Consider the following 12,938-nt stretch of genomic DNA (forward strand, 5'->3'; position numbering starts at 1 on the left):
CCGAAAAAAGTGGCCCGCGCGCGCGGCGCGCACCATGCCTTTGATAAACTCGGCGATTCTACACGAACGTTCGCGGAGAACCGGTTTGCATCGAATCGAACAACTGCGCCAGTGGCTCGCGGCGCAACTGCCGGATCGCGCCTTCGACATCACCCCGGCCTCGGCCGATGCCAGCTTCCGCCGCTACTTCCGCGTGCAGTTCGCCGACGGCGCGCCGGCGCGCATCGTCATGGACGCTCCGCCGGAACACGAAGACTGCCGCCCCTGGCTCGCCGTCGCCGAACTGTTCGGCGCCACCGGGGCACACGTCCCGGAAGTGCTCGCGCGCGACGCGGAGCAAGGCTTCCTGCTGCTCTCCGACCTCGGCAGCCGCACCTACCTGGACGTGCTCGACCCAACAGACGCGGGCCGCGCACACAGCCTGTACGCCGACGCCCTGGGCAGCCTGGCGGCCATCCAGGCGGCCAGCCGGCCGGGCGTGCTGCCCGAGTACTCACGCGAACTGCTCGCCCGCGAACTCGCGCTGTTCCCCGAATGGTACGTGGCCCGCCACAAGGGCCATGCCCTCGGCGGCGACGAACGCGCCCAGCTCGACCGTGCCTTCGAGCGCATCCTCGCGGTCAACCTCGCCGAACCGCGCGTCTTCGTGCACCGCGACTACCACTCGCGCAACCTGATGTACCTGGAAGACGGCCGCAACCCCGGCATCATCGACTTCCAGGATGCCGTCTACGGCCCCATCACCTACGATCTCGCATCGCTGTTCAAGGATGCCTACATCCACTGGGAAGAAGGCTTCGTCCTCGACCTGCTGGCGCGCTACTGGGACACCGCGCGCAAGATCGGCCTGCCGGTGCGCGAGCACTTCGCCGACTTCCACCGCGACTTCGAGTGGATGGGCGTGCAGCGCCACCTCAAGGTGCTGGGCATCTTCGCCCGCCTCTACCACCGCGACAGCAAGGACGGCTACCTGAAGGACATGCCGCGGGTGTTCGCCTACCTGCGCGCAAGCTGCAAGCGCTATGGCGAACTCACGCCGCTGCTCAGGCTGCTCGACCGCCTGGAACCCGAACCGGTCGAGTTCGGCTACACCTTCTGAGCCCCCGCCGATGCGCGCGATGATCCTGGCCGCCGGGCGCGGCGAGCGCATGCGCCCGCTCACCGACACCTGCCCCAAACCCCTGCTGGCGGCCGGCGGCAAGCCCCTGATCGTGTGGCAGATCGAAGCCCTGGCCCGCGCCGGCCTGCGCGACATCGTCATCAACCACGCCTGGCTGGGCGAGAAGATCGAAGCCGCCCTCGGCGACGGCACCCGGTTCGGCGTCCGGCTGCACTACTCCGCCGAAACGGAAGCCCTGGAAACCGCCGGCGGCATCGCCCAGGCCCTGCCGCTGCTGGCCGAAGGCACCACGGGCGCCGGCAGCGTCTTCCTGGTCGTCTCCGGCGACATCCACTGCGGCTACGACTACCGCAGGCTGCTGCCGCTGGCGGCCCGCATGGCGGACGCCCCGGAGCCGAGGATGCACCTCGTCATGGTGCCCAACCCGGCCTTCCACCCCGACGGCGACTTCGCCCTGGACGATGCGGGCCGGCTGCACGGCGACGGCGCCGACAAGCTCACCTTTGGCAACATCGGCCTCTACGACAGCCGCAGCTTCGCCCACCTCGCGCCCGGCGCCAGAGCCGCCATGGGCCCGCTCTACCGCCGCGCCATCGCCGCCGGCCTCGCCACCGGCGAACGCTACGACGGCCTATGGGAAAACATCGGCACGCCCGCCCAGTTGCAGGCGCTGGACCAGCGCCTGCGCGCCGGCGACCTCGCCGGAGCGCCGTGACATAATCAGCCCCATGAACGCACCCGCCGAACCCCGCCTGGACATCGCCCCCTTCCAAGCCCGCCGCGTGCGCCTGCTGGCGCGCATGCACGAGCAGGGCGGCGGCATCGCCATCCTGCCCACCGCGCCGGAGCGCATCCGCAACCGCGATGCCCACTACCCCTACCGGCACGACAGCTATTTCTACTACCTCACCGCCTTCCGCGAACCCGAGGCGGTCGCCGTGCTGATCGCCGGCCAAGAGGACCGCTGCATCCTGTTCTGCCGCGCCAAGGACGAAGAACGCGAAATCTGGGACGGCTTCCGCCACGGCCCCGAGGCCGCCCGCGAACACTTCGGCTTCGACGAAGCCTTCACCATCGGCGACCTGGAGCGCCGCCTGCCCGACCTGCTCGCCGACCAGCCCGCGCTGTGGTGCGCGCTGGGCCACGACAGCGACTGGGATACCCGCCTGCTCGGCGCCCTCAACACCGTGCGCGCCAACAGCCGCGCCGGCACCGTGCCGCCGCGCACCCTGCGCGACCTGCGCGCCGAACTGGACGAGATGCGCCTGGTTAAGGACGCCGCCGAACTCGCCGTGATGCGCCGCGCCGCCAGCATTTCCGCGCACGCCCACCGCCGCGCCATGCTGGCCAGCCGTCCGGGCCGTTTCGAATACGAGATCGAAGCCGAACTGCTGCACGCCTTCCGCGCGGCCGGCGCCCAGGCCCCGGCCTACACCAGCATCGTCGCCAGCGGCGCCAACGCCTGCGTGCTGCACTACGTGGAAAACGACCGCCGCATGGCCGACGGCGAACTGCTGCTGATCGACGCCGGCTGCGAACTCGACGGCTACGCCGCCGACATCACCCGGACCTTCCCGATCAACGGCCGCTTCAGCGCCCCGCAGCGCGACGTCTATGAAGTGGTGCTGGCCGCCCAGGCCGCCGCGCGCGCGGCGACCCGCCCCGACGCCAGTTGGGACGCCCCCCACGAGGCCGCCGTGCGCGTGCTCGCCCAGGGCATGCTGGACCTCAAGCTGCTCGCCGGCAGCCTCGACGGCGTGCTGGAAAGCGGCGACTACCGGCGCTTCTACATGCACCGCACCGGCCACTGGCTGGGCATGGACGTGCACGACGCCGGCGAATACAAGCTGGACGGCACCTGGCGTGCGCTGGTGCCGGGCATGGTGCTCACCGTGGAACCGGGCTGCTACATCCGCCCCGCCGACGACGTGCCGGAAGCCTTCTGGAACATCGGCATCCGCATCGAGGACGACGCCGTGGTCACCGCCGACGGCTGCGAATTCATCACCGGCGAAGTCCCGCGCGAAGTCGCCGACATCGAAGCGCTGATGCGCGAGGCGCGCGCATGACGCAACACGACCTGCTCATCGTCGGCGCCGGCCCGGTCGGCATGGCGCTCGCCCTCGCACTCAGGGACAGCGGGCTGGACACCGTGCTCGCCGACACCCGCCCGCGCGAAGCCACCGCTGCCGATCCGCGCGTGCTCGCGCTGGCCCACGGCACCCGGCTCACCCTCGAACGCCTGGGCGTGTGGCATGCATTGCCGGCCACCGCCATCGACACCATCCACGTCTCCCAGCGCGGCGGCTTCGGCCGCACGCTGATCCGCGCCGCCGACCACGGCCTGCCGGCGCTCGGCCACGTCGCCTCGGCCGGTGCGCTGGCCGGCGCGCTGCGCAGCGCGCTCGACGCCGCCGACATCCCGGTGCTCGACGAAACCGAGGTCGGCGCCCTGGAAACCGGGGATGACGGCATCACCGCCCAACTCGCCGGACAACACGCCGGGCCCCGCCGCGCGCGCCTCGTCGTACGCGCCGAAGGCAGCGTGGGTGCGGAAGAAAGCGAACTGCTGATCCGCGACTATCACCAGCACGCCCTGATCGCCCTGGTCGAAGCCGAAGGCGCCGCGCGCGGTACCGCCTTCGAACGCTTCACCCCGGCCGGCCCGGTGGCCCTGCTGCCCTACGGCACGGCCTACGCGCTGGTTCATGTGGCCGCGCCGCAACAGGCCGACGAACTGCTCGCCCTCGACGACGCCGACTACCTCGCCCGCCTGCAGGAACACCTCGGCGGCCGCCTGCGCCTGACCTCGGTGAGCGAACGCCTGCGCTACCCGCTGGGCCTGCGCGCCCGGCGCAAGCCGGTGGGCCCGCGCACCGTGTGGCTGGGCAACGCCGCGCAGACCCTGCACCCGGTCGCCGGCCAGGGCTTCAACCTGGCACTGCGCGACGTCTGGACGCTGGCCGACACCCTGCTGCGCCACCCCGGCGATCCCGGCGCCCCCGCCACGCTGGACGCCTACGCGCGCCGCCGCGCGCCCGACCGCTTCGGCACCATCCGTTTCACCGACACCCTGGTGCACCTGTTCAGCAACGACCAGCCCGCGCTGCGCCACCTGCGCGGCGCCGGCCTGTTCGCGCTGGATCTGGTCGGCCCGCTGCGCCATTTCGTCGCCAAGCGCATGATGTTCGGCGCACGCGCCTGGCCCTGAAACCAGGTCACGGTACTGCGCAGGGGCGCAAGCGGACTGTGACTTCCTGTGATACCCCGGACGGGGCGCTGCGGTACGCCCCCACCCTCGGCCGCATGGGGTAAAATCTCGCCTTTCCCCCCCTGGCTGTCCTCCCGATGCAGTTTGCCGGCTTCACCCTGCGCAACAATCTGTTCGTCGCCCCGATGGCCGGCGTGACCGATCGTCCCTTCCGCCAGCTTTGCAAGAAGCTGGGGGCCGGGCTCGCGGTCAGCGAGATGGTGACCTCCAACTCGCTGCTGTACGGCAGCGCGAAGACCCGCCGGCGGGCCAATCACGAGGGCGAGGTGGCGCCCATCTCCGTGCAGATCGCCGGCGCCGATCCGGCGATGATGGCCGAGGCCGCGCGCTACAACGCCGAGCACGGCGCGCAGATCATCGACATCAACATGGGCTGTCCGGCCAAGAAGGTGTGCAACGTGATGGCCGGCTCCGCGCTGATGCAGGACGAAGCGCTGGTCGCGCGCATCCTCGAAGCCGTGGTCAAAGCCGTGCCGGAAACCCCGGTCACGCTGAAGTTCCGCACCGGCTGGAACCGCGACAACAAGAACGCCCCGGCCATCGCGCGCATCGCCGAATCCTCGGGCATCCGCGCCGTCGCCATCCACGGGCGCACGCGCGCCGACCAGTACATGGGCCAGGCCGAATACGACACCATCGCCCAGGTGAAGACCCTGGTGAACATCCCGGTGATCGCCAACGGCGACATCGACAGCCCGCAGAAGGCCAAGCACGTGCTCGACCATACCGGCGCCGACGGCGTGATGATCGGCCGCGCCGCACAGGGCCGGCCGTGGATCTTCCGCGAGATCGAGCACTACCTGAGCACCGGCGAGCTGCTCGCCCCGCCGCTGGTCAGCGAAATCCACCAGGTCTGCCGCGAACATCTGGCCGATCTCTACGCCTTCTACGGCGAGGAAACCGGGGTCAAGATCGCGCGCAAGCACATCTCCTGGTACACCAAGGGCCTGGTCGGCTCGGCGGCCTTCCGCCGGGCGATGAACCAGTTGCCCGACATCGACGCACAACTCGACGCGGTGGATGCCTTCTTCGGCCAGCTGGCCGAGGCCGACGCACGTCTGCGCTATGAAGAAGACTACCCGCGGGAGCTCGCAGCATGAGCCGTTCCAACGAAATCGCCGATTCCATCCAGCGCACCCTGGACCAGTACTTCCGCGACCTGGATGGCGAACAGCCCGCGGCCATCTACGACATGGTGATCCGCAACGTCGAACGCCCGATGCTCGAATTCGTCCTGCGCCAGGCCGGCGGCAATCAGACCGCCGCGGCCGAGATGCTGGGCATCAACCGCAACACCCTGCGCCGCAAGCTCACCGAGTACGACCTGCTCTGACCCTCCGCGTGCCGCCTCCGGCCCGCACGCCTTCTTCCTTCATCCGTCGCCCGATTCTCCCCATGACCGTCACCCAAGCCCTGATCAGCGTTTCCGACAAACGCGGCGCACTCGATTTCGCCCGTGAACTGGCCGGCCTCGGCGTCAAGCTGCTGTCGACCGGCGGCACCGCCGCGCTGCTGCGCGACGCCGGACTCGCCGTCACCGATGTCTCCGAGCACACCGGCTTCCCCGAAATGCTCGACGGCCGGGTGAAGACCCTGCACCCCAAGGTGCATGGCGGCATCCTCGCGCGCCGCGACCTGGCCGAGCACATGGACACCATCGCCGCGCACGGCATCGGCCGCATCGACCTGGTGGTGGTCAATCTCTATCCCTTCCAGCAGACCGTGGCGCGCCCCGACTGTACGCTGGAAGACGCCATCGAGAACATCGACATCGGCGGCCCGGCCATGGTGCGCGCCGCCGCCAAGAACCACGGCAACGAAGCCGGCGGCGTGGGCATCGTCACCGACCCGGAAGACTACGCCGGCATCATCGCCGAACTGAAGGCCAACGCCGGCGCGCTGTCGTACAAGACCCGCTTCGCGCTCGCGGTGAAGGCCTTCACCCACACCGCGCGCTACGATTCGGCGATCTCCAATCACCTCACCGCGCTGGTCGGCAACGACGCCGGCGAGATTTCCAAACAGGCCTATCCGGAACGCCTGCAACTGGCCTTCGACAAGGTGCAGAACCTGCGCTACGGTGAAAACCCGCACCAGAGCGCGGCGTTCTACAAGGAACCCGGCGCACCGGAAGGCGGCATCGCCGGCTACGCGCAACTGCAGGGCAAGGAACTCTCCTACAACAACATCGCCGACGCCGACGCCGCGTGGGAATGCGTGAAAGCCTTCGCAGACAGCCAGGGCCCCGCCTGCGTCATCGTCAAGCACGCCAACCCCTGCGGCGTGGCACTCGGCGCCAGCCCGCTGGAAGCCTACAGAAAGGCCTTCTCCACCGATCCCACCTCGGCCTTCGGCGGCATCATCGCCTTCAACACCGAAGTCGACCGCGCCGCCGCCGAGGCGGTCTCCGCGCAGTTCCTCGAAGTGCTGATCGCCCCGTCCTACAGCGCCGAGGCCCTGGCCCTGCTGGCCGCCAAGCAGAACGTGCGCGTGCTGGTCTGCGCCCTCGGCCAGCCCGCCGGTGCCCTCGACTACAAGCGCGTGGGCGGCGGCCTGCTGGTGCAGAGCGCCGACGAGGCGCGCATCCAGCTCGCCGATGTCGGCACGCAACTGAGGGTGGTCACCAAGCGCGCGCCCACCGAGGCCGAACTGCGCGACCTGCTGTTCGCCTGGCGGGTGGCCAAGTACGTCAAGTCCAACGCCATCGTGTATTGCAAGGACGGCCTGACCATCGGCGTGGGCGCCGGGCAGATGAGCCGCGTGGATTCCGCGCGCATCGCCAAGATCAAGGCCGAAAACGCCGGCCTGCAGATCGCCGGCTGCGTGGTCGCCTCGGATGCCTTCTTCCCGTTCCGCGACGGCCTGGACGTGCTCGCCCAGGCCGGCGCCACCGCGGTGATCCAACCGGGCGGTTCGATGCGCGACGCCGAGGTGATCGCCGCCGCCGACGAGCAGAACGTCGCCATGGTGTTCACCGGCTTCCGCCACTTCCGCCACTGATCGGAGCGCGTACATGAAAGTCCTCGTCATCGGCTCGGGCGGACGCGAACACGCCATCGCCTGGAAGCTCGCCCAGTCGCCCAAGGTCACCCGCGTGCTGGTCGCGCCGGGCAACGCCGGCACCGCGCGCGAGCCGCTGCTGGAAAACGTGCCGCTGATCGCCATCGACGATCTGGTCGATCTCGCCCACCGCGAGCGCGTGGTGTTCACCGTGGTCGGCCCGGAAGCCCCGCTGGCCGCCGGCGTGGTCGACGCCTTCCGCGCCGCCGGGCTGCCGATCTTCGGCCCGGCGCAGGCCGCCGCCCGGCTGGAAAGCTCCAAGGACTTCGCCAAGCAGTTTCTGGTCCGCCACGGCATCCCGACCGCCAAGTACCAGACCTTCGCCGATGCCGCCCAGGCGCATGCCTACATCGATGCCGAGGGCGCGCCCATCGTCATCAAGGCCGACGGCCTGGCCGCCGGCAAGGGCGTGGTGGTGGCGATGACGCTGGAAGAAGCGCATGCCGCCATCGACATGATGCTGCTCGACAACAAGATGGGCGACGCGGGCGCGCGCGTGGTCATCGAAGAATTCATGCAGGGCGAGGAAGCCAGCTTCATCGTCATGGCCGACGGCAAGAACGCCCTGGCGCTGGCCACCAGCCAGGACCACAAACGCCTGCAGGACGGCGACCAGGGCCCCAACACCGGCGGCATGGGTGCCTACTCGCCCGCCCCGGTGGTCACCCCGGAAGTGCACGCCCGCGTGATGCGCGAGATCATCCAGCCCACGCTGGCCGGCATGGCCGCCGACGGCACGCCCTACACCGGCTTCCTGTACGCCGGCCTGATGATCGACGAGGCCGGCCGCCCGCGCGTGGTCGAATTCAACTGCCGCCTGGGCGACCCGGAAACCCAGCCCATCCTGCTGCGCCTGAAGACCGACCTGGCCGATCTGGTGGAAGCCGCCATCGCCGGCAGGCTCGACCAGACCGAGGCCGAATGGGACCGCCGCGTCGCCCTCGGCGTGGTGCTCGCCGCCGCCGGCTACCCCGAAGCGCCGCGCAAGGGCGACGCCATCACCGGCCTGCCGGCCGACACCGACGACCTGCACGTCTTCCACGCCGGCACGGCCGAACAGGATGGGCGGATCGTCACCGCCGGCGGACGCGTGCTGTGCGTCACCGCGCTGGGCGACAACGTGCGCACTGCGCAGAAGCTCGCCTACGAGGCTGCCGACCAGATCCAGTTCGACGGCCGCCAGTATCGCCGCGACATCGGTCACCGCGCCGTTGCCCGCAAGAGCTGAGGCATGACCGGCGACACGCCCGATCTGGCGCGGATCAAGCAGTATCTCACCGGCCTGCAGGCACGCATCGTCGAACGCTTGGAAGCCTTCGACGGCCAGCCCTTCCACGCCGACGGCTGGGAGCGCCCCGGCGGGGGCGGCGGGCTTACCCGCGTCATCGAGGACGGTGGCTTCTTCGAACGCGGCGGCGTCAATTTCTCCCATGTCATGGGTGACGGCATGCCCGCCTCGGCCACCGCGCACCGCCCCGAACTCGCCGGCCGGCGTTTCGAGGCCATGGGCGTCTCGCTGGTACTGCACCCGCGCAACCCGTACTGCCCCACCGCGCACATGAACGTGCGCTGCTTCGTCGCGCTGGCCGAAGGCAAGACCCCGGTATGGTGGTTCGGCGGCGGGCTGGACCTCACGCCCTACTATCCTTTCGAAGAGGACGTGCGCCACTTCCACGCCACCTGCAAGGCCGCCGTGCTGCCCTATGGCGGCGAGGCCGAATACCGCCGGCTGAAGGAATGGTGCGACCGCTACTTCCACCTCAAGCACCGCAACGAAGCGCGCGGCGTGGGCGGGCTGTTCTTCGACGACCTGGGCGCCGACGGCAAGACCGGTTTCGACGCCGCCTTCGGCCTCACCCGTTCGGTGGGCGATGCGTTCCTGGAGGCCTACCTGCCCCTCCTCGAACGCCGCCGCGACACGCCCTACGGCGAACGTGAACGCGACTTCCAGGCCTACCGGCGCGGGCGCTACGTGGAATTCAACCTGGTGTTCGACCGCGGCACGCTGTTCGGCCTGCAATCGGGCGGGCGCACCGAATCCATCCTGATGTCGCTGCCGCCCATCGTCAAATGGCGCTACGACTGGCACCCCGAGCCGGGCAGCCCCGAGGCCGAACTGTACGAACGCTATCTGAAGCCCCAAGACTGGGCCTGAAGCGCGCCAAGCACCAATAAAAAACCGCCACACATGCTGGCGGTTTTTTGTTTTCCGCGGAACCCCACGCGCCAGGCCCCACAGGACTAATCGGCGAGCGCGACACTCCCCGCCGGCTCGGCCGACACCCTGGCCGCCGCACGGTAATGCGCCTGCGCCTCCTCGGCGCGCCCCAACTGCTCCAGCAGGCCGGCCAGCGCCAAGTGGGTTTCCACGTCTTCCTCGATCTTCAGCGAAACGTCCAGATAGCTTTCCGCCTTGCCCCACAGCTGTGCCTGCAGGCACAGGCGGCCCAGCGCCAGCAGCAGGCCGGCATCCTTGGGGTGCTGCTTGAGCCAGCTTTCCGCCTTGGCCAGGCAGGCCACCGCGTCGTCCTGGCCGCACAGCGCATACAGGCGCGCCAGGCCGGAATCCCATTCGGCGTCGAGCAACTGTTCCAGCTTGCGGCGCGCCAGCGCGCCCTGCCCGCCGGCCACCAGGATCGGCACGGCACGCTCGACCATGCGCCGGTCCTTCAACTCACCGGCGGGAATGCTCTTCCAGTAGTCGGCCAGTGCCTGTCCGTCGCCGGAGAGCTGGCGCAGACGCTCGACGTGGGCGCGGCGGATCACCGGCTCGACCTGCTCGTCGGACAAGGCCTTGTGCTTGTACAACTGGCGGGCCAGCTTGAGCACCTCGTCCCAGTGGCGCAGCGCCGAAGCCACGCGCAGCGACAGGCGCAGCGCGGCGATCTGCCGGTGGCCGAGCAGGCGCAGGGTTTCCAGGCGCTCGGCGGCCAGATCGAAATGGCGGTCTTCCACCGCCAGTTCGGCCTCGGTCATCAGGCGCGCGGCGCGGGCCTCGTCGCCCTGCTCCGCCACCCGCGCCATCCAGGTCTTGTAGCGCGTCTCGTCGCGCATCGCATGGGCGGCGCGTGCCGCCACCAGCGCGGCCATCGCCGGGCTCTCGCCATGCGTATAGGCCTTGTCGGCGAATTTCACCGACTGGGCGAAGCGCCCTTCGAACAGCGTGCGCAGCGCGTCGCGCAGCGCACGCCCGGCCTTGTCGCGCCGACGGCGCTCGCGGAAGGCGCCCACTGCACCCGGCAGCGCCAGGGTACGGCGCACCACGCGGACCAGCAGATAGGCGATGACGAACGCGGCCAGCAGGCCGATGACCACCAGGTTGAGGGAAAGCTGCACGCGGTACGGCGGCACCACCAGCAGCACGTAGCCGGTATTGATGCTCGCCACGGTGGCCAGGCCGGCCGCCAGCGCGAAGATGCCGATGAGCCAGATCAATGCACGCATGTCGGCCTCCGCGTCACTCGCCGGCCGCCGGCGCAGCACTCTCCGGTGCCGGCGCGGCGGGGCGCGCGCCCAGCGGGTTGCCACCGCGGGCCTGCAGCAGACGCAGGGCGCCGACGCTGTCGAGCGTGGCGCCGTGTTCGATGACCACCGGCGTGGCTTCCAGTGCCTTCAGTTCGGCCACCACGGCCGCCACGCGCTCGTCGCGCGCATCGAAGAAGCGCTCGATCCAGCCGCGCGCCTGGGCCAGATCGGCCTCGAAGCCGCGCCCGTCGCGCGCCAGCAGGGCGAGCCGCGCGGTGAGCAGGCGGATCTTGACGTTCTCGCGCAGGAAGGCGCTCTGCGCCGGCGCGAGCAGCACCGGGTCGGACTGGTCCAGGCGCTCCACGCGCACCAGGGTCTTGAGTTCCTGCCACAGGTCGTTCGCCAGGGCCTGGGAGAAATCGAGCACCGCCGCAGCGACACCCGGCGTGGCCTCACCACTCGTCTCCACCGGCTCAACCGCCACGCGTTCGGCCGGCAGTTCGCCAGCGTAGGCCAGCGGAAGCGCATCCACGCGCTCCAGCACGCCTTCCAGGCGCCCGGCGATACCCTGCACGTCCACCTGCGGCTGGGCACGCAGCTGCTCGATGTCATGTGCCAGGGCACGGCGCAGCGGCGCAAGCTGGCCGCGATCCAGGCTGGCCAGACGGGCGTCCGCGCCCTGCAGGGCGATCAGCGCGGCCTCGACGTTGCCGGCGAGCATGAGTTGCTGCCCGGCGATGGTCACGGCCTGTTCGACCTCGGCCATCACCCGGTCTTCGCGCGAACGCGAGAATTCCTGGTAGAGCGCCTCCAGCGCGGTGGCCTGGCCCTCAGTGTCGGCCACCTTGGCCTCCAGCGCGCCCAGCTTGCCCTGCAGCGTGGCGATGGCGTCCTGCTGCTGGCGCGACAGGGTGCGCGATTCGGTGGCGACGGTATCGGCGCCGGCCAGCCGGCGGGCCAGTTCGTCGCGCAGTTCACCGACCTGCGCACGGGTCTGCCAGGCTTGCCACCCAGCCAGCGCCGCCGCGCCAGCCGCGAGTACGGCGAGCAGGAATGCAAGCCCGGACGCAGCACTGCGCGGCGGACGGGCAACGGGAGTAGGAGGCGCCTCGGCGGCGGACGTGCCGGGCTGCTCCGGCGCGGAATCTTCCGGGGCTTGGGCGGCCGTCTGCGCGGACGGCGACGGCTGAGTCAGCGCGGGGAGTTCTTCTTTCATGCGTTCAGTTTAACCGAGGCGGCCGCCGAAGTGCGCTGCCAGCGCGTCGAGCAGGGCGGCATCGCCGGGCGGTGTGTCGATGACCCTGGCAAATCCGGCCTCGCATGCAGCGTCGGCGATGCGCGGATGGGAGGCGAACGCCGGCACGCCGGCCAGCGCGGCGGGCAGTGCGCCGCCCAGCAGATCGAGCAGGTTGCGCACGCCTTCGCTGCTGGTCAGGCTGATCGCGTCGAGCTCGCCACGCACGGCTGCACTGCGCAGCGTATCCGCATCGACCTTGGGCAGCACCCGCCGGTAGCAGGTCACGTACTCCACCCGCGCGCCACGCGCACGCAAGGTGTCGCCCAGCAGATCGCGCCCGCCGTCGCCACGCAGCACCAGGACTGCACGGCCGCGCACGGCTTGCTCGGCAAAGGCCGGCAGGGCCAGCACCGCCTCGCTGTCGAAACCGCTATCCGGCGCAATCACCTGCTGGAAACCGTATTCCGCCAGCGTCCGCTCGCTGCCCTTGCCGACCGTGGACACGATTACGCCGGACGGCCAGGCGCGCCGCGCGAGGATCGCACCCAACGCATGGCGAACCGCGTTGGGGCTGACGAAGAAGGCCAGATCGAATTCATCAAGGCGGTCGGCGACCGCGTGCAACGCGGCCGGATCGGCCAGCCCCTCGATAGCCATCACCGGAAAGCGCAGGGCGGTGCCGCCGCGCGCCGCGATGGCCTCGCACAGCGCCCCTGCCTGTTCTTCGGGGCGCGTGACGGCGATGCGACGCCCCGCCAGCGGCAAAGGCTCAGACACGTTCATCT

Annotated in this window: 12 protein-coding genes; 9 read left to right on the plus strand and 3 right to left on the minus strand. The window is 70.2% G+C overall.

The window, feature by feature from the left end; genetic code table 11:
* Positions 1-85 precede the first annotated feature (85 nt).
* The 9 genes from E6C76_RS10070 (at position 86) to hemF (ending at position 9,606) form a co-directional block, all read left to right on the plus strand.
* Positions 86-1,099, plus strand: a complete 1,014-nt coding sequence (locus E6C76_RS10070; RefSeq protein WP_136348080.1) for an aminoglycoside phosphotransferase family protein — start codon at positions 86-88, stop codon at positions 1,097-1,099.
* Positions 1,100-1,109: 10 nt separating this feature from the next.
* Positions 1,110-1,835 carry an N-acetylmuramate alpha-1-phosphate uridylyltransferase MurU gene (murU, locus tag E6C76_RS10075; RefSeq protein ID WP_136348081.1) on the plus strand — a complete coding sequence of 242 codons (726 nt, stop codon included), beginning with the start codon at positions 1,110-1,112 and terminating at the stop codon, positions 1,833-1,835.
* A 13-nt stretch (positions 1,836-1,848) separates the two neighbouring features.
* Positions 1,849-3,189, plus strand: a complete 1,341-nt coding sequence (locus E6C76_RS10080; RefSeq protein ID WP_136348082.1) for an aminopeptidase P N-terminal domain-containing protein — start codon at positions 1,849-1,851, stop codon at positions 3,187-3,189.
* Positions 3,186-4,331 carry an FAD-dependent monooxygenase gene (locus E6C76_RS10085; RefSeq protein WP_136348083.1) on the plus strand — a complete coding sequence of 382 codons (1,146 nt, stop codon included), beginning with the start codon at positions 3,186-3,188 and terminating at the stop codon, positions 4,329-4,331. The genes E6C76_RS10080 and E6C76_RS10085 overlap by 4 nt, the downstream gene beginning before the upstream one ends.
* Positions 4,332-4,468: 137 nt before the next feature.
* Positions 4,469-5,491 carry a tRNA dihydrouridine synthase DusB gene (dusB, locus tag E6C76_RS10090; RefSeq protein ID WP_136348084.1) on the plus strand — a complete coding sequence of 341 codons (1,023 nt, stop codon included), beginning with the start codon at positions 4,469-4,471 and terminating at the stop codon, positions 5,489-5,491.
* On the plus strand, positions 5,488-5,724 hold the full coding sequence (locus E6C76_RS10095) for a helix-turn-helix domain-containing protein (RefSeq protein WP_136348085.1): 237 nt from the start codon (positions 5,488-5,490) through the stop codon (positions 5,722-5,724). Before dusB ends, E6C76_RS10095 begins: the two co-directional genes overlap by 4 nt.
* Positions 5,725-5,786: 62 nt before the next feature.
* Positions 5,787-7,391 (plus strand): bifunctional phosphoribosylaminoimidazolecarboxamide formyltransferase/IMP cyclohydrolase, encoded by a 1,605-nt coding sequence (gene purH / locus E6C76_RS10100; protein WP_136348086.1) that lies wholly within the window; start codon positions 5,787-5,789, stop codon positions 7,389-7,391.
* Between the two features lie 13 nt (positions 7,392-7,404).
* Complete coding sequence (purD, locus tag E6C76_RS10105; RefSeq protein WP_136348087.1) at positions 7,405-8,679, plus strand: phosphoribosylamine--glycine ligase; 1,275 nt, start codon at positions 7,405-7,407, stop codon at positions 8,677-8,679.
* A gap of 3 nt (positions 8,680-8,682) precedes the next feature.
* Positions 8,683-9,606 (plus strand): oxygen-dependent coproporphyrinogen oxidase, encoded by a 924-nt coding sequence (hemF, locus tag E6C76_RS10110; protein WP_136348088.1) that lies wholly within the window; start codon positions 8,683-8,685, stop codon positions 9,604-9,606.
* Positions 9,607-9,692: 86 nt separating this feature from the next.
* On the opposite strand, the gene E6C76_RS10115 is transcribed toward hemF, so the two are convergent.
* The 3 genes from E6C76_RS10115 to E6C76_RS10125 are packed head-to-tail and all read right to left on the minus strand — an operon-like array spanning position 9,693 to position 12,930.
* Positions 9,693-10,895 (minus strand): heme biosynthesis HemY N-terminal domain-containing protein, encoded by a 1,203-nt coding sequence (locus E6C76_RS10115; RefSeq protein ID WP_136348089.1) that lies wholly within the window; start codon positions 10,893-10,895, stop codon positions 9,693-9,695.
* A 13-nt stretch (positions 10,896-10,908) separates the two neighbouring features.
* Positions 10,909-12,132 (minus strand): uroporphyrinogen-III C-methyltransferase, encoded by a 1,224-nt coding sequence (locus E6C76_RS10120; protein ID WP_136348090.1) that lies wholly within the window; start codon positions 12,130-12,132, stop codon positions 10,909-10,911.
* Positions 12,133-12,141: 9 nt separating this feature from the next.
* A complete protein-coding gene (locus E6C76_RS10125; protein ID WP_408003473.1) occupies positions 12,142-12,930 on the minus strand; it encodes a uroporphyrinogen-III synthase in 789 nt (262 codons plus the stop codon).
* Positions 12,931-12,938: the final 8 nt, after the last annotated feature.

The sequence above is a fragment of the Pseudothauera nasutitermitis genome (assembly GCF_004801295.1).
GTDB classification, from domain to species: Bacteria; Pseudomonadota; Gammaproteobacteria; order Burkholderiales; family Rhodocyclaceae; genus Pseudothauera; species Pseudothauera nasutitermitis.

Excerpts from the sequence above, each read along its gene's own strand:
- hemF (WP_136348088.1), top strand. The coding sequence starts at position 8,683 with ATGACCGGCGACACGCCCGATCTGGCGCGGATCAAGCAGTATCTCACC.
- E6C76_RS10115 (WP_136348089.1), bottom strand. The coding sequence starts at position 10,895 with ATGCGTGCATTGATCTGGCTCATCGGCATCTTCGCGCTGGCGGCCGGC.
- purD (WP_136348087.1), top strand. The coding sequence starts at position 7,405 with ATGAAAGTCCTCGTCATCGGCTCGGGCGGACGCGAACACGCCATCGCC.
- E6C76_RS10120 (WP_136348090.1), bottom strand. The coding sequence starts at position 12,132 with ATGAAAGAAGAACTCCCCGCGCTGACTCAGCCGTCGCCGTCCGCGCAG.
- E6C76_RS10080 (WP_136348082.1), top strand. The coding sequence starts at position 1,849 with ATGAACGCACCCGCCGAACCCCGCCTGGACATCGCCCCCTTCCAAGCC.
- purH (WP_136348086.1), top strand. The coding sequence starts at position 5,787 with ATGACCGTCACCCAAGCCCTGATCAGCGTTTCCGACAAACGCGGCGCA.
- dusB (WP_136348084.1), top strand. The coding sequence starts at position 4,469 with ATGCAGTTTGCCGGCTTCACCCTGCGCAACAATCTGTTCGTCGCCCCG.
- E6C76_RS10095 (WP_136348085.1), top strand. The coding sequence starts at position 5,488 with ATGAGCCGTTCCAACGAAATCGCCGATTCCATCCAGCGCACCCTGGAC.
- E6C76_RS10085 (WP_136348083.1), top strand. The coding sequence starts at position 3,186 with ATGACGCAACACGACCTGCTCATCGTCGGCGCCGGCCCGGTCGGCATG.
- murU (WP_136348081.1), top strand. The coding sequence starts at position 1,110 with ATGCGCGCGATGATCCTGGCCGCCGGGCGCGGCGAGCGCATGCGCCCG.